15 protein-coding genes and 2 tRNA genes are annotated in these 19,498 nt (G+C 65.6%); 14 read left to right on the forward strand and 3 right to left on the reverse strand.

What is annotated here, in order from left to right; genetic code table 11:
• The first annotated feature begins 247 nt into the window (after window positions 1-247).
• The 10 genes from dnaA to ACYR7D_RS06370 all read left to right on the forward strand — a co-directional run bounded on the left by dnaA (window position 248) and on the right by ACYR7D_RS06370 (window position 14,273).
• The gene (gene dnaA / locus ACYR7D_RS06325; protein WP_459548686.1) at window positions 248-2,473 is read left to right on the forward strand and encodes a chromosomal replication initiator protein DnaA; all 2,226 of its coding nucleotides are present in this window, start codon (window positions 248-250) and stop codon (window positions 2,471-2,473) included.
• Between the two features lie 261 nt (window positions 2,474-2,734).
• The gene (locus tag ACYR7D_RS06330) at window positions 2,735-2,947 is read left to right on the forward strand and encodes a putative glycolipid-binding domain-containing protein (protein ID WP_459548687.1); all 213 of its coding nucleotides are present in this window, start codon (window positions 2,735-2,737) and stop codon (window positions 2,945-2,947) included.
• Between the two features lie 1,225 nt (window positions 2,948-4,172).
• Window positions 4,173-5,348 (forward strand): DNA polymerase III subunit beta, encoded by a 1,176-nt coding sequence (dnaN, locus tag ACYR7D_RS06335; RefSeq protein ID WP_459548688.1) that lies wholly within the window; start codon window positions 4,173-4,175, stop codon window positions 5,346-5,348.
• Window positions 5,349-5,535: 187 nt separating this feature from the next.
• Window positions 5,536-6,792, forward strand: coding sequence for a DNA replication/repair protein RecF (gene recF / locus ACYR7D_RS06340; protein ID WP_459548689.1), 1,257 nt, complete (start codon window positions 5,536-5,538; stop codon window positions 6,790-6,792).
• Window positions 6,793-7,106: 314 nt separating this feature from the next.
• On the forward strand, window positions 7,107-7,673 hold the full coding sequence (locus ACYR7D_RS06345; RefSeq protein ID WP_459548690.1) for a DUF721 family protein: 567 nt from the start codon (window positions 7,107-7,109) through the stop codon (window positions 7,671-7,673).
• Window positions 7,674-7,978: 305 nt separating this feature from the next.
• Window positions 7,979-10,021 carry a DNA topoisomerase (ATP-hydrolyzing) subunit B gene (gyrB, locus tag ACYR7D_RS06350; RefSeq protein WP_459548691.1) on the forward strand — a complete coding sequence of 681 codons (2,043 nt, stop codon included), beginning with the start codon at window positions 7,979-7,981 and terminating at the stop codon, window positions 10,019-10,021.
• A gap of 71 nt (window positions 10,022-10,092) precedes the next feature.
• Window positions 10,093-12,594, forward strand: a complete 2,502-nt coding sequence (gene gyrA / locus ACYR7D_RS06355) for a DNA gyrase subunit A (protein WP_459548692.1) — start codon at window positions 10,093-10,095, stop codon at window positions 12,592-12,594.
• Window positions 12,595-12,633: 39 nt separating this feature from the next.
• Window positions 12,634-13,812 carry a DUF3566 domain-containing protein gene (locus ACYR7D_RS06360; RefSeq protein ID WP_459548693.1) on the forward strand — a complete coding sequence of 393 codons (1,179 nt, stop codon included), beginning with the start codon at window positions 12,634-12,636 and terminating at the stop codon, window positions 13,810-13,812.
• Between the two features lie 144 nt (window positions 13,813-13,956).
• Window positions 13,957-14,030, forward strand: a tRNA-Ile gene (locus ACYR7D_RS06365).
• A gap of 135 nt (window positions 14,031-14,165) precedes the next feature.
• Window positions 14,166-14,273 carry a DLW-39 family protein gene (locus tag ACYR7D_RS06370; protein WP_459548694.1) on the forward strand — a complete coding sequence of 36 codons (108 nt, stop codon included), beginning with the start codon at window positions 14,166-14,168 and terminating at the stop codon, window positions 14,271-14,273.
• Between the two features lie 66 nt (window positions 14,274-14,339).
• Here the strand turns inward: ACYR7D_RS06370 and ACYR7D_RS06375 are convergent, their stop codons facing one another.
• Complete coding sequence (locus ACYR7D_RS06375; protein ID WP_459548695.1) at window positions 14,340-14,981, reverse strand: TetR/AcrR family transcriptional regulator; 642 nt, start codon at window positions 14,979-14,981, stop codon at window positions 14,340-14,342.
• 271 nt (window positions 14,982-15,252) lie between these two features.
• Between ACYR7D_RS06375 and ACYR7D_RS06380 the strand changes: the two genes are divergently transcribed.
• Together ACYR7D_RS06380 and ACYR7D_RS06385 are read left to right on the forward strand one after the other, a co-directional pair.
• Window positions 15,253-16,539: an oxygenase MpaB family protein gene (locus tag ACYR7D_RS06380; protein WP_459548696.1), complete on the forward strand. Its 1,287-nt coding sequence runs from the start codon at window positions 15,253-15,255 to the stop codon at window positions 16,537-16,539.
• 97 nt (window positions 16,540-16,636) lie between these two features.
• Window positions 16,637-16,709: transfer RNA gene (locus tag ACYR7D_RS06385), tRNA-Ala, on the forward strand.
• Here ACYR7D_RS06385 and ACYR7D_RS06390 read toward each other — a convergent pair.
• Entirely contained in the window at window positions 16,700-17,032 is a 333-nt protein-coding gene (locus ACYR7D_RS06390; RefSeq protein ID WP_459550050.1) for a winged helix-turn-helix transcriptional regulator, read from the reverse strand. The two genes, ACYR7D_RS06385 and ACYR7D_RS06390, sit on opposite strands and share 10 nt — an antisense overlap.
• A 183-nt stretch (window positions 17,033-17,215) precedes the next feature.
• Here ACYR7D_RS06390 and ACYR7D_RS06395 point away from each other — a divergent pair, with 183 nt between their 5' ends.
• Entirely contained in the window at window positions 17,216-18,094 is an 879-nt protein-coding gene (locus ACYR7D_RS06395; RefSeq protein ID WP_459548697.1) for an NAD(P)-dependent oxidoreductase, read from the forward strand.
• Between the two features lie 201 nt (window positions 18,095-18,295).
• On the opposite strand, the gene ACYR7D_RS06400 is transcribed toward ACYR7D_RS06395, so the two are convergent.
• A complete protein-coding gene (locus tag ACYR7D_RS06400) occupies window positions 18,296-18,832 on the reverse strand; it encodes a helix-turn-helix domain-containing protein (RefSeq protein ID WP_459548698.1) in 537 nt (178 codons plus the stop codon).
• Window positions 18,833-19,166: 334 nt separating this feature from the next.
• Here ACYR7D_RS06400 and ACYR7D_RS06405 point away from each other — a divergent pair, with 334 nt between their 5' ends.
• Window positions 19,167-19,457: a cold-shock protein gene (locus tag ACYR7D_RS06405; RefSeq protein WP_459548699.1), complete on the forward strand. Its 291-nt coding sequence runs from the start codon at window positions 19,167-19,169 to the stop codon at window positions 19,455-19,457.
• Window positions 19,458-19,498: the final 41 nt, after the last annotated feature.

The following is a 19,498-nucleotide window of genomic DNA, read 5'->3' on the forward strand; positions in this document are numbered from 1 at the left end:
TGTCCACATCTGTGGATAATTGTGTGCAAATACCCTGTGAATGGCATATTCGTAGGGCCTACGTGCCACGCCGCGGCCGGGAAATCGGGGATTCCGGGCAGCGTCCCCCGGGTGCCGTATCCATCGGATGGGGTCGGCTCCGGTGGTGGCGGACGTATGCGGTGTCACTGGGACGAACCAGTACAGTAGACGCACCGCGAGCCCCGGACGTCTGCGCCGAGCAACCGACTCCCGGGGAGGACACTGGATGGACGACGAGCAGAACGTACTGGCCAGAGTATGGCCGGAGGTGGTCGCGGAGTTGACCACCGGTTCGCCCGACGGCGCCATCGGCGCGGTGACCCGAGCTCAGCAGGCCTGGCTCAAGCTGGTCAAACCGTTGATGGTGGTGCAGGGCTTCGCACTGCTCTCCGTACCCTCCTCGCTCGCCCAGGAAGCAATCGAGCGCGATCTGCGCGAACCCATCCTCCGGTCGCTGGGCCGACGGCTCGGACCGCAGGTGGAGGGCCTCGGGGTCCGGATCGCGGCCCCGCTACCCGCCGGTGGTGAGAACGCAACCGCCCGGAACCCCCGGATGACCAGCCGGCCGGAGCCGGCGACCACTCGGCCGGAAGGATTCGGCGCGGGACGCCCGGTGCCGCAGGCCGCCTCCTACCCCCAGGCGGTGCAGGCGGAATCGGTCTGGCGCGCCGACGGTATCCGGGAATCCGACGGTGACGAATATCCGGCACGTGGTTATCCGCGCGAGGCCGGCTATCCGCGAGTGCCGGAAGCTCCGGTCGAGCCCCGGTTTTCCCACACGGAGTTCTCACACGAAGCCGAATTGCCGCTGACCGGCGAGCTGCCGCTCAACCCGGCCCTGCCGCGGGGCCCCGAGTCGGTGGCCGCCGATCCAGGACGACGTCCGACCCTGCCCGAACTACCGCAGAGTGCCGATTTCGTCCGCGAGACCGGGATCGCCAGGGATGCCGAGGGGCCACCCCTGGATACCTACCCGCGGCCCTATCCTCGGGATTACGTGCCCGCTGCCGAGTACGCGCGAGGCCCCGGTTACGAACGTGAACGGGAATACCCGCCATCCGACTACGCCGACAGTTACGGCCCGAGCCGGGCCGATATCGGCGACCCGGTCACCAATGGGCGCGAACGCGGCGCCCCCGCACCACGGGACCCGGGCCCCGAACCGGCTCCGCTCCTCCCACCGCGCCGTCCCGCCCGCGCCGCCCAGGAAACACTTTTCGCCCCCGACCTCCCTCCGGCCGATACGCCGAACCGGGATCCGATCCGCGATACCGACCGTGACAGCCTGCGCGAAAGCGTGCGCGACCCGGGGGTGGATCCGGCACCGGACGGTCAGCTCGAGGACGAGAAAGTAGTGAACGTCCGGGACTCCTGGCCCACGTTCTTCGCGAAAACACCGGAGAGCGGTGAAACCGCCAAATCCTCGGCGAGCCTGAACGCCAAGTACACCTTCGAAACCTTCGTCATCGGGGCGTCCAACCGGTTCGCGCATGCCGCGGCGGTTGCCATCGCGGAGGCTCCGGCACGGGCCTACAACCCGCTCTTCGTCTGGGGCGCTTCCGGGCTCGGTAAAACTCATCTGCTGCACGCGGCCGGTCACTACGCCCAGCGGCTGTTCCCGGGGATGCGGGTCAAGTACGTCTCCACCGAGGAATTCACCAACGACTTCATCAACAGCCTCCGCGACGACCGGAAGGTGGCCTTCAAACGCCGCTACCGGGAGACCGACATCCTGCTCGTCGACGATATCCAGTTCATCGAGGGCAAAGAAGGTATCCAGGAGGAGTTCTTCCATACCTTCAACACCCTGCACAACGCGAACAAGCAGATCGTGGTCTCCTCGGACCGCCCGCCGAAGCAGCTGGCCACCCTCGAAGAACGCCTGCGCACCCGGTTCGAATGGGGTTTGATCACCGACGTACAGCCCCCCGAACTGGAAACGCGGATCGCGATCCTGCGCAAGAAGGCGCGTATGGACCGCCTCGACGTCCCGCACGACGTACTGGAACTCATCGCCAGCCGGGTCGAACGCAATATCCGCGAACTGGAAGGCGCGCTGATCCGGGTGACGGCCTTCGCATCGCTGAACGGCCAGCCCCTGGACCAGTCGGTGGCCGAAGTGGTACTGCGCGACCTGATGCCGGAATCCCAGGATGTGGAGATCACCGCGTCCACGATCATGGGTGTCACCGCCGAGTACTTCAATACCTCCATGGAGGAGCTGACGGGCCCGGGTAAGGCGCGACCGCTCGCCCAGGCCCGGCAGATCGCCATGTACCTGTGCCGCGAGCTCACCGACCTGTCGCTGCCCAAGATCGGACAGGCATTCGGCCGCGACCATACGACCGTCATGTACGCGGAGAAGAAGGTCCGCAAGGAGATGTCGGAGCGCCGCCGGGTGTACGACCAGGTCCAGGAACTCACCGCCCGGATCAAACAGCGCTCCCGGTGATCGTGCGGTCCGCTGCGCAAAGCCGCGGACCGCATCGTGAGGGGGTGTGATGCCGTTCGCGGCACTGCCGGATAGCGCGGCCTGGTGCCATCGCGGCGCGCGGGTGGGTTTCGAAGTGGCCTATTTCCGGCCCGCTGACAGCGGCTACCGGATCGACGGCTGCACCACCGCGGTCGAGGACGGCCTCTCCTGGGTCGTCGAGTACGGCATCACACTGGACGCGGCAGGAGCCACCGCCGCGCCGAGGTCAGCTGCCGAACGGTGGCCGGACGGGCCGTTGTGCCCGCGGCCTATGTTCGTGCCGCCGGCCTTTCCGTCGGACGGCTCGAACAGGCATACCTGCGGGCACCCGATGAAAACGCACACCGGTGCTACGACTACAGCGCACCGGAGTTCGGCTTCTCGTGCCGGTTGGTCTATGACGTATCCGGCCTCGTCCTGAGCTATCCGGGGATCGCCGAGCGGGTCGCCTGAGTCTTCCCGGGAATCGTCCCCGTCCCCCGGGCAGCCCCGTATCTCATCACCGCCGCGTCGGACCGGCCACCACGTCGTAGAAGCGTGTGAAACGCACAGGTATGCGCTCTCGGCGTGTCGGAAGCATCCACAGGTGTGTCGCTAACAGGGTGAAACGCCTCGAGCTGGACTTTTGTGATAACCGGAGCTGTGGATTCCCCAGGTTGTCCACCGCTTTGTCCCCAGGCCACGAGCCGGTCTCGGAGCGAGTTGTCCACACGCTGTTTATCCACAGTATCCACAGGCTGATTCATCCACATCCGCTGAGCTGGGGCGATCCGGTCAGAGGCCTGGGGACAACCTGTGGATTCCTCGAGGATTCCTCGAGGAATCCACAGGTTGTCCACCGATCCGTACACAATGTGCACAACCGGCCCGAATCTGGGGAGGAATCTGGGGACGAGCTGTGTATGCGGTGTGGACAACGAAAACTGTCCACAGCCGTCGCCGATTCATCCTCGAGTTATCCCCGACTCATCCCCAGGCGGACACGCCCTACGAACTGGGAAAACAGGGGAAATCCACAGTTTCCACAGGACCTATTACTACCCCTGTTCTTCATCTAGAAAATTTCTCTTAAAAGCAGGATGTGTGGACAAGTCTCGAGGAACCGCCGGACCGATCCGGGGCCGGACAGAGACAAGGAGAAGAGCGACAGGAACGTCATCGAAGCCGAGAGCCGACGCCGGGACGACACCGCCACGCCGCGTGGTTCGGGGATCGTCGTTTCGGAGGAGCTCTACCGATGGAGCTCTCGCGCACTCCTGCCCGGTCCGTATCCCTCTTCACTCCGGCCGGCCGGACACCGCCGTACTCGGTTGTCCACAGCGATACGAGGGGACGACTGTGGACAGGGGACCGGCGGTTCCTTCGTCACCATCCACAGCTGTTCCCACGCCTCGCCGAACTCTTCCGCGGTGGTGGGATCACGAGGACGGACAGTTGTGGCCGGACTGTCGGTGCCGAGGGCGGAAGGACTATCCTGCACACGGAGGGGCAGCCGAAGCGGTAGCGCGAAACGCGGTACGGTCTAATGTCGGTCGCCTGTGCCAGACCTCCGTGGCCGGCCGGAGCTCCGGCAGCCACAGCGATCGCCGCGCCCCCGGACGGCGGAGTCGGCGCGGCGGGATACACGGGGGCAGTACGGCCGCCGATCCACACTGAACGGGAGAGGACACCTCGGGCGATGGACCTTGCAGGCATGAAGTTTCGGGTCGCGCGTGAGGATTTCGCGGAATCGGTCGCCTGGGTGGCGCGCAGTCTGCCGTCCCGCCCCCCGGTCCCGGTTCTGGGCGGAGTCCTGCTGGTCGCGGACGAGGACGGGTTGACCGTTTCCGGATTCGACTACGAGGTGTCCGCTCAGATGCGGGTCGCCGCGGAGGTCGCCGGGTCCGGCCGGGTACTGGTGTCGGGCAAGTTGTTGGCCGATATCACCAAGGCGTTGTCGAACAAACCGGTGGACGTCTCGGTGGACGGCAGCCGCGTGCTGATCCAGTGCGGCAGTGCGAAGTTCTCGCTGCCGACCATGCCGGTCGAGGATTATCCCCAACTGCCCGAGGTGCCACAGTCCAGCGGCGAGTTGCCGGTGGAGGTGTTCGGTGAGGCGGTCGGTCAGGTGGCCGTCGCGGCCGGCCGCGACGATACGCTGCCCATGCTCACCGGTATCCGGGTCGAGATCGAGGGCCCGCAGGTGGTTCTCGCGGCCACCGACCGGTTCCGGCTCGCGGTACGGCATATCCAGTGGCAGCCGGCGCGGACCGATATCGAGACCGCGGTTCTCATCCCCGCCCGTACCCTGTCCGAGGCCGCGAAGACGCTCGGTGCGGCCGACCGTCCGGTGCAGCTGTCGCTCGGCACCGGAGCCGGTGCCGATGGGCTGCTGGGGATCGTCAACGGTGGCCGCCGGACCACCACACGGTTGCTGGACGCCGAATTCCCCAAGTTCCGCCAGCTACTGCCCAAGGAACACACCTCTATCGCGACGCTCGAGGTCGCGATGCTCACCGAGGCGATCAAACGTGTGGCTCTCGTCGCCGAGCGCGGGGCGCAGGTACGGCTGGAATTCTCCGGAGAGGGCCTGCTGCTGTCGGCGGGAGGTGACGACGCAGGCCGGGCCGAGGAATGGCTGAACGCCGATTTCCGCGGTGAGCCGCTCACCATCGCCTTCAATCCCGGATACCTCATCGACGGGCTGTCCGCACTGCGTTCCGATCGCGTCACCTTCGGCTTCACCACGCCGAGCCGTCCGGCGGTGCTGCTGCCGGCCCGCGAGGAGGAACCGGAGCCGCTCGAATCCGGCGCCTACCCCGCGCTGGAGAGCGATTACATCTACCTGTTGATGCCGGTCCGACTGCCGGGCTGAGCGGGCGTGGTTTCGGAAGCGACCATCCACAGGGAACCCGTACGGCTTACCGGGCTCCTGGTCTCGACCGTGAACCCGCTCGCGTGCGGTGGCGATACTTCCGCAAACCGCCGCTCCGACCTGGGCCGCACCGAGTTATCCACAGCTGTGGATAACTCGGTGGTCGTCTTGCGAACGGTGTGAAGCAGTGCATATCAGGGCTCTGACCTTGCGCGATTTCCGATCTTGGGAGCACGCTGAGATCGAGTTATCCACAGGTCCCAGCGTTTTTCTGGGGGCGAACGGTAACGGCAAGACCAATCTGCTCGAGGCGCTCGGCTATCTGTCCACCCTCGGCTCGCATCGAGTCGCCGCCGATGCTCCGCTGATCCGCACCGGGGCCGACCGGGGCCGGATCGGCGCGAATGTGGTGCACCTGGGCCGGGAACTGCGTATCGATGTGGAGCTGAACCGAGGCGGGGCCAATCGGGCGCAGATCAACCGGTCGCCCGTGCGCCGGCCGCGTGAGATCCTGGGCATCCTGCACACGGTGTTGTTCGCGCCGGAGGATCTTGCCCTGGTGCGCGGCGATCCAGGGGAGCGGCGCCGCTTCCTGGACGACTTGTGTACTGCCCGCCGGCCCGGCCTGGCCGGGGTACGTGCCGATTACGACCGGGTCCTGCGGCAGCGGGCGGCCCTGTTGAAAACCGCCGGCCGCTCCGGCCGCGCGGAGCTCGGCACACTCGATGTGTGGGACGGGCATCTGGCCGGTCACGCCGCGGTGCTGCTCGCGGAGCGCCTGCGCTTGGTGTACGACCTGCATCCGTATCTGAACCGCGCCTATGCCGCGCTCGCTCCGGAGTCCCGCCCGGCCACCATCGGCTACCGCAGCGCGGCACTACCCGGCGAGCTCCTCGATCCGCAGCGCCCGCCCGAGCCCGGCGATACCGCGGTACTGGAGGAAACGCTGCTCCGGGCGGTCGCCGCCACACGAACCAAGGAACTCGAGCGTGGTGTCTGCCTGGTGGGGCCGCACCGGGACGATCTGGAACTGATGCTCGGTGAAACACCTGCCAAGGGTTTCGCCAGCCACGGGGAGTCCTGGTCGTTCGCGCTCGCGCTGCGGCTGGCGGCCTTCGAGCTGCTGCGGGCCGGTGGTACCGAACCGGTCCTGCTGCTCGATGATGTCTTCGCCGAACTCGATCGCCGTCGCCGCACCGCGCTGGCGCGGGTGGCCGGTGAGGCGGAGCAGGTCCTGGTCACCGCCGCCGTGCCCGAGGACGTACCCGCGGAGCTGACCGGAGCCGTGTTACGAGTGACCACGACCGGGGACCCCGAGCATCGTTGCTCCCGTCTCGAACCGGGCCCCTCCGGGACCACACCGCATCCCGCGGACACGCCACCGGAGCCGTTGTGCGGCGAATCACCGGCCCGACGGCCACGCACCGATTCCCATCTTGCGTGAGGGCCGGGGCGTTCGTAGAGTGAGCCGGTACGTCGGCCCGATATCCCATCCGACGTGCGATACAAAGTTATCCACAGCCTGTGGATAACTTGTTCCACCAGGTCGTCGGCCCGCACCCCGGGTAGCGACCGGTTTCGTTCGGCAGCAACCCGCGCAGACAATCGGAAAACGGCCTCTAGCTGGAAAGACGCTCACTGGGGTGGTTGGTTGTCCGTTTCGGGAGCTTCGGTGCCGAGGTGATGTCGTCGGATGTGCACAACCAGAGAAAAACCGGTGGGGGCTGGGGATAACTCACACCGGTGAGTGGAGCCGCGATGACCGACCAGCCCACGACGCCAGGTGGCGCACCCTCCCCGGCGGAGCCGGAGCTCCGTGGAATCGATCTGGCTCGCCGAGCATTGGAAGAGGCCCGCGCGGCGGCGCGGGCAAGCGGCAAATCCATCGGCCAGGGTCGTTCGTCGCCGCGCCGTAGCGGCAGAACCGGAGCCCGTCGCCGCACCGGATGGTCCGGTCCGCGCCCCGACGACCGTGATCCGCAGCAGCTGTCCAAACTCGCCACGTCGATCGCCCGCAGTCGCGGTTGGTCCACCAAGGTCGCGGAGGGCACGGTCTTCGGCCACTGGGCCGGGGTGGTCGGCGAGGATATCGCCGACCACGCCAAGCCGGTGAAACTCGAGAACGGTGTGCTGAGCGTCGCCGCCGAGTCCACGGCCTGGGCCACCCAGTTACGGCTGTTACAGGCGCAGCTGCTGGCGAAGATCGGCGCGGCGGTCGGGCCCGGGGTGGTTCGCTCGTTGCGTATCACGGGACCCACCGCGCCGAGCTGGCGCAAGGGCGAGCGGCATATCCGAGGTCGCGGGCCGCGGGACACCTACGGATAACACGTGGTTTCACGTGGAACGCGCCCGCGTTCGCGGGCACCGGCCCACGGAAACTCTCAGGCCGAATCTGATGGTCTGAAACGCGCGCATCGCGAGGGGACCCGTGCCGGTCCGATTTCCCCCGTCCTCGTTGCCGTCAGGGGTGTCGCAGGTGCACTGTAAGTTGGGCCGCGAAGTAGGATGGAAACGTAAGTCAGCGGCGATACCCTCGGCGCGTTGTGTGCAGCCCTCTGATCCAACCCGGGCCCACGTGCGCTGGCCCACCGCCGTCCCGGGGATCAGCAAGTAAGGAGAGCTACCGACCAGTGGCTGCCAAAGACTCCAAAGCACCAGGTTCGAACGCATCGGAAAAGCAGGACTACGGTGCCTCCTCCATCAAGGTCCTGGAAGGCCTCGAGGCGGTACGGATGCGCCCGGGCATGTACATCGGCTCCACCGGTGAGCGCGGTCTGCACCATCTGATCTGGGAGGTCGTGGACAACTCGGTCGACGAGGCGATGGCCGGCCATGCCACCAAGGTCGAGGTCACCCTCCTCGCCGATGGTGGCGTGCAGGTCGTCGACGACGGTCGTGGTATCCCCACGGGTATGCACGCCCAGGGCATTCCGACCATCGAGGTCGTCATGACCCAGCTGCACGCCGGCGGTAAGTTCGACTCCGATTCGTACGCGGTCTCCGGAGGCCTGCACGGAGTCGGTATCTCCGTGGTCAACGCGCTGTCCAGCCGGCTCGAGGCCGAGGTCGACCATGCCGGCTACCACTGGACCCAGACCTACAAGGACGCGGTTCCGGGGCAGCTGATCCAAGGTGAACCGACAAAAGCCACCGGCACCACCATCCGGTTCTGGGCGGATCCGGCGGTTTTCGAAACCACCACCTACAACTTCGAGACGGTTTCGCGCCGGTTGCAGGAGATGGCCTTCCTGAACAAGGGCCTCACCATCGTCCTCACCGACGAGCGGGTCAGCGATACCGAGGTCACCGACGAGGTGGTCAGCGATACCGCCGAGGCGCCCAAACACGGCGAGGGCGAATCCACCGCCACCGAGCACAAGGTGAAGACCCGCACCTATCACTATCCGGGTGGGCTGGAGGATTTCGTCCGGCATATCAACCGCACCAAGCAGCCGATCCACAATTCGGTGGTCTCGTTCAGCGGTAAGGGCACCGGGCACGAGCTCGAGGTCGCCATGCAGTGGAACTCCGGATACTCCGAGTCGGTGCACACCTTCGCCAACACCATCAACACCCACGAGGGCGGTACGCACGAAGAGGGTTTCCGTGCGGCGCTGACCACCGTGGTCAACCGGTACGCGAAGGACAAGAAGCTTCTCAAGGACAAGGACGGCAACCTCACCGGCGACGATATCCGCGAGGGCTTGGCCGCCATCGTGAGCGTGAAGGTGAGCGAGCCCCAGTTCGAGGGGCAGACCAAGACCAAACTCGGCAATACCGAGGTGAAATCGTTCGTGCAGCGCACCTGTAACGAACATCTGGCGCACTGGTTCGAGGCCAACCCGGCCGATGCCAAGACCATCGTCAACAAGGCGGTGTCCTCGGCGCAGGCCCGGGTCGCCGCCCGTAAGGCGCGCGAGCTGGTCCGGCGCAAGAGCGCGACCGATATCGGTGGTCTGCCCGGCAAGCTGGCCGACTGCCGGTCCAAGGATCCGAGCAAATCCGAGATCTACATCGTCGAGGGCGACTCCGCCGGTGGTTCGGCCAAGTCCGGCCGGGATTCGATGTACCAGGCGATCCTGCCGTTGCGCGGCAAGATCATCAACGTGGAGAAGGCCCGGATCGACAAGGTCCTCAAGAACGCCGAGGTCCAGTCGATCATCACCGCGTTCGGCACCGGTATCCACGACGAGTTCGACCTCAGCAAACTGCGCTACCACAAGATCGTCCTGATGGCCGATGCCGACGTGGACGGCCAGCATATTTCCACCCTGCTGCTGACCCTGCTGTTCCGGTTCATGCGCCCGCTGATCGAGCACGGCCACGTGTTCCTGGCCCAGCCACCGCTGTACAAGCTGAAGTGGCAGCGCACCGAGGCCGAGTTCGCCTATTCCGACCGGGAGCGGGACGGGCTGCTCGAGGCCGGTCTGGCGGCCGGGAAGAAGATCAACAAGGACGACGGTATCCAGCGCTACAAAGGCCTGGGTGAGATGAATCCGAAGGAACTGTGGGAGACCACCATGGACCCCTCGGTCCGCGTACTTCGGCAAGTGACGCTGGACGACGCCGCCGCAGCGGATGAACTGTTCAGCGTCCTGATGGGCGAGGATGTCGCGGCGCGTCGCAGTTTCATCACCCGTAACGCCAAGGACGTCCGCTTCCTCGACGTGTAGGAGCGGTGGTTCGCCCGCAGCGCACCGGCGCGCGGTGATCCACCGTATCCATCAGTACCTAGGAGATTCGCATGACCGATACAACTCTGCCGCCCGAGAGCGCGGGTGACCGGATCGAACCGGTCGATATCCAGCAGGAAATGCAGAACAGCTACATCGATTACGCGATGAGCGTGATCGTGGGCCGCGCGCTGCCCGAGGTCCGGGACGGCCTCAAACCGGTGCACCGCCGCATCCTGTACGCGATGCACGACAACGGGTACCGGCCCGACCGCAGCTACGTGAAGTCCGCGCGTCCGGTCTCCGACACCATGGGTAACTACCACCCGCACGGCGACTCGGCCATCTACGACACCCTGGTCCGGATGGCCCAGCCCTGGGCGATGCGGTACCCGCTGGTCGACGGCCAGGGCAACTTCGGTAGTCGCGGTAACGACGGTGCCGCCGCCATGCGCTACACCGAATGCCGGCTCACCCCGCTGGCCATGGAGCTGCTCCGCGAAATCGACCACGAGACCGTCGATTTCATCCCGAACTACGACGGCAAGACCCAGGAACCGGTGGTCCTGCCCAGCCGTGTGCCGAATATGCTGATGAACGGCAGCAACGGTATCGCGGTCGGTATGGCGACCAATATTCCGCCGCACAACCTCAACGAGCTGGCCGAGGCCATCTACTGGGCGCTGGACAACCACGACGCCGACGAGGAAACCACTCTGGCCGCCTGTATGGAGCGGGTCAAAGGACCGGACTTCCCCACCGCCGGCCTGATCGTCGGCACCCAGGGTATCCACGACGCCTACACCACCGGACGCGGTTCCATCCGGATGCGCGGTGTGGTGGAGATCGAGGAGGACAGCCGCGGCCGCACCACCATCGTCATCACCGAGCTGCCCTACCAGGTCAACACCGACAACTTCATCAACGCGATCGCCGAGCAGGTCAAGGACGGTCGGATCGCCGGTGTGGCCGATATCCACGACGAATCGTCGGACCGGGTGGGCCTGCGCATCGTGGTCACCGTCAAACGGGACGCGATCGCGAAGGTCGTGCTGAACAACCTCTACAAGCACACCCAGCTGCAGACCAGTTTCGGCGCGAATATGCTCTCCATCGTCGAGGGTGTGCCGCGTACCCTGCGGCTGGATCAGATGATCCGGCTGTATGTGAACCATCAGTTGGAAGTCATCATCCGGCGCACCCGCTACCTGCTGCGTAAGGCGGAAGAGCGGGCCCATATCCTGCGCGGCCTGGTCAAGGCGCTGGATATGCTCGACGAGGTCATCTCGCTGATCCGCCGCTCGGCCAATACCGATACCGCGCGCACCGGTCTGATGGATCTACTCGATATCGACGAAATCCAGGCGACCGCTATCCTGGATATGCAGTTGCGGCGCCTGTCCGCGCTGGAGCGGCAGAAGATCGTCGACGAACTGGCCAAGCTCGAAGCCGAAATCGCCGATCTGAAGGACATTCTGGAGAAGCCGGAACGCCAGCGCGCGATCGTCAAGGACGAGCTGGCCGAGATCGTGGAGCGCTACGGGGACGACCGCCGTACCCAGATCGTCTCCGCCGACGGTGATGTCGCCGACGAGGATCTGATCGCCCGCGAGGACGTGGTGGTCACGATTACCGAGACCGGTTATGCCAAGCGCACCAAGACCGATCTCTACCGCAGCCAGAAACGCGGTGGTAAGGGTGTGCAGGGTGCCGGGTTGAAGCAGGACGATATCGTCAAGCACTTCTTCGTGACCTCGACCCACGACTGGTTGTTGTTCTTCACCAACAAGGGTCGTGTCTACCGTGCCAAGGCATACGAATTGCCCGAGGCCAACCGCACCGCGCGCGGTCAGCACGTGGCGAATCTCCTGGCCTTCCAACCGGATGAGAAGATCGCCCAGATCATTCGGATCAAGTCGTACGAGGATGCCTCCTACCTCGTTCTGGCTACCCGGAAGGGCCTGGTCAAGAAGTCGCGCCTCGTCGACTTCGATTCCAATCGCAGCGGTGGCATCGTCGCGGTGAACCTGCGCGACAACGACGAATTGGTCGGCGCCGTACTGTGTTCCGCCGATGACGATCTGCTGCTGGTATCGGCGCAGGGTCAGTCGATCCGCTTCTCCGCCACCGACGAGGCGCTGCGCCCGATGGGTCGCGCCACCTCCGGTGTGCAGGGCATGCGGTTCAATGCCGACGATGCCCTGCTGTCGCTGAATGTGGTCCGCGATGGGACATATCTGCTGGTAGCCACCTCGGGCGGATATGCCAAGCGGACTGCCATCGAGGAATACACCGCCCAGGGGCGCGGCGGAAAAGGTGTATTGACGATCCAGTACGACACCCGGCGTGGCACCCTGGTGGGTGCGCTCATCGTCGACGACGACGACGAACTGTACGCGATCACCTCCAGTGGAGGGGTTATTCGCACCGCCGCCCGGCAGGTCCGTAAGGCCGGTAGGCAAACCAAAGGCGTGCGATTGATGAACCTCGCCGAGGGCGATACCTTGCTTGCGATCGCACGTAACGCCGACGAACCCGAGCAGATCGACGGCGGCGGTTCTCCCGACCAGTAAACCCATATCGGCGGCAAAGAACGGATCCGAGGATTCCCATTGACCACTCCGAAACAGCCGAGCGACGAGCGGCAGCAGACGAACGGTGTGACCGAGCGGGTCACCCCGTCACCGATCCCGCCGCGCCCGATCCAGCGGCCGGGTGATGCCGCGGACAACGAGCAGGCCGGTGGCGGCCAGCCGGGCGGGGCGCCCGCCGGTGGTCTGCAGCCCGAAAAACAGGAGCAGCAAGGCGAATTCACGGCCGAGTCACCCAATGCGCAGGGGGATCGCAATCCTGCGCAGCCCAGCGGCCCGCCCGGTGGCGGGCCGCAGGGTGGTGGTACCGGCGACCAGCAGGGCGGTAACGGTGGCGGCGCGGAAGGGGGCCGCTTCCAGGAGGGCTGGTCCCAGCTACCGCAGCGGGAACCCCAGTCGAATCTGCCGCAGCGGGAGCCTCAGTCGAATCTGCCGCAGCGGGAGCCTCAGTCGAATCTGCCGCAGCGGGAGCCTCAGTCGAATCTGCCGCAGCGGGAGCCTCAGTCGAATCTGTCCCGCCCGGGGCATATGCCTGTCAGCGGGGGACAGCAGCGAGTGGGGTTGAGCGGCGGGGTCACCAACGCCCGCACGACCAGTGATCTGGCGGCCAAGGCGGCGCGTAAAGAAGCGGCCATGGCCAAATCCGTTGGCCTGGACGGGCCCACCCGCAGTATCGCCCGGCCCGAACTGGTGAAGGATATGCCGGATCTGTCCGATATCCGGCATCCGCTGCCCACCGAGCAGCCTCCGCACGTACCGCACGCTCCGCATAATCCGCCGCCCGTGGCGCCGGTTCCGAAGCCGGCCGCCCGAAGCCTGCCGCAGGCGATTCTCGGCGGTGAACCGCTGCGGGCGACCGTGCAGGTTCGCCGGATCGACCCGTGGTCCACGCTGAAGATCACCCTGGTGATCAGCGTCGCCATGTTCTTCGTGTGGATGATCGCGGTCGCGCTGCTGTACATGGTGCTGGCGGGCATGGGCGTCTGGGAACGGCTCAACAGCACCTTCACCGATATGGTGTCGCCGGACAGCGGGTCGGTGGGCCTCATCGACGCCGGTACGGTATTCGGCTATGCCGGGGTGATCGGTTTGATCAATGTCGTGCTGTTCACCGCGCTGGCGACCGTCGGCACGTTCATCTACAACCAGTGCTGCGATATGGTCGGCGGTATCCAGGTCACTCTGGCCGACCCGGACTGAATCACCCGCTCCACGCGGCGGCCGGTGCCCGGTGCGGGTGCCGGCCGCCGGTGTTTTCGGTGGACTTACAGTCCCCTGACCAGCGGTTTTGGTTCTAGGCGATCTGGTCGGGTAATCTCTATCGCGGTTCGGATACGAACCCGCGGGTCTATAGCTCAGGCGGTTAGAGCGCTTCGCTGATAACGAAGAGGTCGGAGGTTCAAGTCCTCCTAGACCCACATTCTCGATATATCGCAACGACCCTCGAGCCGATATGGTTCGAGGGTCGAGTTGTTTTTCCAGCGTATTTCGTAGCATTTGCCGATTCGCTGTCCGGTGCGGGTCACGGGACCGTCCGGAGTTAGGCTTTATCCATGAAATACGTTCTCACCATCGGAATTGTCGCTGCGGTTCTCATCGGGATCAACAAACTGCGCCGGCGTGACGATGCCGATCTCTGGCACGAGGTCACCACGCGCTGATCTCGCCGCGGTCGACGTCCGACATCATTACCGGAATGCCCGGTAGGAGCCGGGTAGCTGTGTGATTCACGGCCGGGCCAGCAGTTCCACCACCGAGTACACCTGCTCGGTGGTGGGCGTCGGTAGATTGTCCCGGCCGTGGATCAGGCCGAGCCCGATGTACACCATGGCACCGGCTCGCAGGGCGGCCTGGTTCTCGTCGAAACCGAGATCGAGCATGGTGTTGCGCAGGGTTTCGAAGACCCGCTGATCGAGGGTGCGTACCGCGGCCGCCACCTTGGGATTGTTCCGCGACCATTCACGTACCGTCGTTTCCACCATCCAATGACGGTGATCGACCAGCATCGCCGCCATCTTCTCGATACGTTCCTCCAGCGGAATCGCCGCGAAGGCGCCCAATTCCCGCACCGCTTCGCTCTGTATCGCGCTCCAGCGGTCCGCCATCGCCGCCGTGAGCTGGTCGATATCGTCGAAATGCCAGTAGAAGCTGCCCTTGGTGACACCGAGTTCCTGGCACAACCGCGGAATGCGGATCGATCCGACACCCTCGCGGGCGAGGAGGCCCAGCGCACCGTCCACCCAATCGTCGTAGGACAGCCGGGTGGAGGATCGGCGGCGACGCTGCTGCGCCTGGGCCTTCTTCGATCTGGGCCTGGTGGGACGCTCGGTGGGCGGGCCGGGGAGCGAAGAGGTCGAATCCGCCGTCATCGGTCCAATGGATCAGAGCTGGGTCTCATACCCCGATGGTAGGGGAGACGGCTCGCGGCCTTGGTGTATTCGGTGTTCGAGGAGCCGGTGCGGAACGGATTCCGGCACTGTCCCGAAACGGGAGTCGCGTTTCGCTCCCATTTTCCATACTTAGCAGTACTGTATGGTCCATACTTTTCGGTATGGCGAGTGGTCGCGGCAGGGTGCCGCGCCGCCGGCATATGGCAGCAGTCGCCGACCTGGTTGTCCGGGCGGGGACCGGCGAGGAGAAATGATGTCGGTACCAACGGTGGACCCGGACGAGAACACGGAACGCGCGACGAGGGGCTGCCCGACCGCCTTCGGTTACTGGAGTGCCCGCGAGAACCCGCGGGTGCGGCGTGCCGAACGACTCGTGCGCCTGCTCACCGGATCCGAACTCTTTCCCACAGACGAACAGGCGCGGGCGCTGTGTGCGGATATGTTCTCGGGAGACCCCGTGGCCGAACGGTTCGTCGCCGAGGTGATGCGTAGCGGGCCCGGCCGCGAGGATGGACGGCAACTGCTCGAAACCGCCCTGCGTGACGGTATCGAGAGTATCCCCGAGCCCCCGGAGGCCATGCGGGCGCTGTTCGCGGAATTCGACACTGTTCCCGACTGGGTCCAGCCCGAACTCGTCGAGCGGGGCGCCGCCGTCTGGCGCCGCTGGGGCACCATGCTCTTCAATTTCGCCGGTGCGGAAACCCTGGAGATGTACACCGAGGCCGCGGTCGCTACCCCGCTGTCGCTGGCGGGTGGCTATGCCGGCGACAGCGCGTTGCGCCGCTTCCTGGAAACCTGCCGCTTCTGGATGGACGTCTCCCGGCCCGGCGCATTGCTGACGCCGGGGTCGGCGGGGCGGGCCACAGCATTGAAGGTCCGGATCATGCACGTTTCGGTGCGGTCGGGGGTGATGCGGCATCCGGAATGGGATATCGAGCGGTGGGGCCTGCCGATCAGCCAGACCTACCAACTGCTGACCCTGATCGCGGGAAGCACCATCCCGGGGCTCGGCCTGTGGGCCCTCGGCTACCAGACCACCCCCGGTGAGTTCCGGGCGCTGCTGCATTTCCAGAAGTACATGGGGTACCTGCTGGGCGTACGCCTGACCTGGCATCCGGAAACGGTGGCCGACACTCTGCGGGTCATGGCGATGACCATGGTGGCCCGGGCCCACGACTCCGGCGCGCAGGGCGCGGAGTTGATCGAGTCGTATCCCGCCGCCTTCGCGCCCCGGCCGGAGCACCGCGGTCTCGCCCGCTTGCGGGCGCACTACAACTATCGGATCAATTCCGCCTATCCGGCTCTGTACATGCTGCCCACCACCCGCCGCAACTACCGGATGCCGGCCGCTTTTCCCTGGATTCTGCTACCGATCGCCCGGATCCCGCTGGTCGCTCTCCTGGAGCTACTGCGCCGCATCCCGCCGCTCGGCCGTGTCCACGAACAGCTCATGCTGTGGCACCGGGAGAACTGGTACCGGGAACAGATGCAGGGCCGGGAGGCCGAGTTCCAGGCGGTCGGCGCACTGCGGCGGTGAGTGCGGTCGCGGTCGGCGGGTACCCTTGTTTGACGGTGTACGTGCCGGAACGCTACTGTTTCGCAGGCGACTTGCGGGCCGGTCCGCATATCCGCTCGGGGCCTTAGCTCAATTGGCAGAGCACTGCCTTTGCAAGGCAGGGGTTAGGGGTTCGATTCCCCTAGGCTCCACTTCCGATCTGCTGGGGGCGGCAGATCGCGTTCAACAGGTGGTCGCGGTGGCGATCGCCCCACTCTTCCAATGGCCGCAATGCTCGGGCCAGGTCCCGGCCGAGCGGCGTAAGCGAATATTCGACCCGAGGCGGGACCTCGGGGTACACCTCCCGGCGCACCACCCCGCTGGCCTCCAGCTGCCGCAGGTTCTCGGTGAGTACCTTCTCGCTCACCCCGTCGAGCGTGCGCCGGATCTGCCCGAACCGCTGTGGGTCCTCGCCGAGCACCCACATGAGATGCATTTTCCATTTGCCGCCGACCACATCGATGGCCAGCGACATACCGCAAATATCGTGATCCGCGTCACGGGCAACGGTCACCGTGTCCTCCTCACCTCGTTACGGACCTCGCGGTAAGCAACCCCACCCGAAAGTGCGTTCTTGTTCGACTCTACCTGCGCGTACCAGCATTGATATCGGCGCCGAACCTTCTGAACCACTACGGAAACGGAAAAGGACACCCCGATGTCTCACCAGAACACCCGGTCGGTCAGCGTTATCGGTTTGGGGCCCATGGGCCAGGCGATGGTCCGCGCTTTCCTCGCGGCCGGCGTCGAGGTCACCGTGTGGAATCGCAGCGCCGCGAAAGCGGAGGCCATGGTGCGCGAGGGTGCGAAACGGGCCCCCACCGTCGCCGAAGCGCTCGACGCCAACGAGGTGATCGTGCTGAGCCTGACCCACTATGCCGCGATGTACGACGTCCTCGGCCGAGCCACCGACCGGCTGACGGGGAAGGTGATCGCCAACCTCTCCTCCGATTCGCCCGAGAATGCCCGAAAGGCGGCGGCCTGGGCGCGTTCCCACGGGGCCCGGTTCCTTTCCGGCGGTTTCATGTCGGTGGGTGATGACATCACCCACCCGGCGTCCTACATCTTCTACAGCGGGCCGCGAGAGGTTTTCGATGCCTGTGCCGAACTACTCCGGCCGTTGAGCCCGCAGGAGTACCTGGGCGCGGACGACGGCCTGGCGCAGGTCTTCTACCAGGCGCTGCTGACCGTGTTCCATCCCTGGATGCTCGCGTACGACCAGGCGCTGGCCGTGATCGCCGGCTCGGGTAACGAGATCGGCCGGTTCCTCCCGTACGCACTGCGTTTCAGCGAGGCGTTCCCCGCCTTCATGACCCAGTACGCGGAGGCCGCCGAGAGCGGGGGATGGGGGGATCTCGCCTCCTTCCGGATGATGGACGCGGGTGCGCAGCACGTCATCGACGCGAGCGAGGAAGCCGGTGTCGATGCCACCCTCTCCCGGACCGCGCAGGGTTTGTGGCGGCGGGCGCTGTCGGCATCCGAAGCGGCCGGGCGGCCGGTGCCGATCTTCGAGCTGCTGCGGTCGGCTGCTGCCTGAGCTCCGAGAAGATGGTGTGCGGGCCCGGGTCGTTCTGCCCGGGCCCGCCCGCGGACCGCGATACCTTCGCTCATGGCGTTTTTCAGCGCGCGGCACAGCTGCCGGAGGTTGCCGGAGCTGGGTCCGGTGATCCGGCTCGGTCGAAAGCCGGGGCGCCCCCTGCGGTCCCGTTTTCTGATTCGCCCCGGGACCGGCAGGGGGTTATACGCGCGTGCCGCCGCTGTCCCCGCGGGTACCGGCCTGGCGCGTTTTCTCGGTGATCGTCGCGGCGTATTCCTGATGATCCACGCCGGGAAGTTGTTCGAGGGTCAGGCTTTCGATATCCCAGCGCGGACGAGCGTCGGCGATGAAACGGATGGCATCGCGAACGAAGCGTTCCGCGAACGGTTTTCCGATATGTGCCGACGGTGTGTAGAGCCGCAGCCAACCCAGGAGATCGGCGGCCGTACCCGCTATACCCGTGGCCGTAACGGGATCGCCGGAGTCGGTGGTGTCCGGTAGGAGCAGGCTGGTGGGAGAGACGCCGAGTGCGACCGCGAGAGCCATCAGATCATCCACGTCGACCCGGCGCTCCCCGCGCTCGATCCGCGACAATCCGAGAACCGGAATGGGCCGGCCCAACTCCTCCAGGCGCCGGGCCAGATCGGCGTAGCCGAGGTTCAGCCGAGTGCGGTATCGAAGGACATTTTCGCGCACGGTATCCCCGGTAGGGCCCAAAGGGTTCTTCTTGATCACCACCTGACCAGGGTTATCTATCGAAATGATGGAGTCAAGAATCGTTTCGATAGAGGCATCTCCGGTGCTGTGGGCGCTCGGGGACGGTCGATTCGATCAAGTTGTTGTCTATCAAAATGATGTAATCAACTATTATTTCGATAGACAACAGGCCATGGCTCACCTCGGGCGGGGTGCGTCGGAAGCCGTCTGTGGGTCCGGCGGGTCGCCGGAGATCCGAGGTTCGCCGCGAACCTCGACGGCATTCGCGTGCACATCGGAGTCGCCCGTGACGGGAGCGGCGCCGAAGCGTAGGTTTGAGGATGTCGACCCTGTTGGAACGAGTGGAGAACCTGTAATGCCCGCTGCCAACGCCGTGCCCGGGAGCGACGGATCGGATTGGAGACGGGGGAGGGTTTTCTGGTTCGACTCGGAAAAAGGGTTCGGCTACATCAAACCCGATGACGGAACCGAACAGGTCTTCGTGGAATACCGGTGCATCGAAACCGACGGCTATCGGACTCTGCACGCGGGTCAGCCGGTGCTGTTCGTCAGCACCGTCCGGCCGCGCGGCCACGAGGCGGTGACGGTGCGGCCCGACAAGGCGGGCGGACCGCACGATATCGCTGTCGGTATCGACCCGCTGTAACCGTCACGGAAGTGCTTCCCGGCTCCTCGGCCGTGGAATCA

The sequence above is a fragment of the Nocardia sp. X0981 genome, from assembly GCF_977089955.1.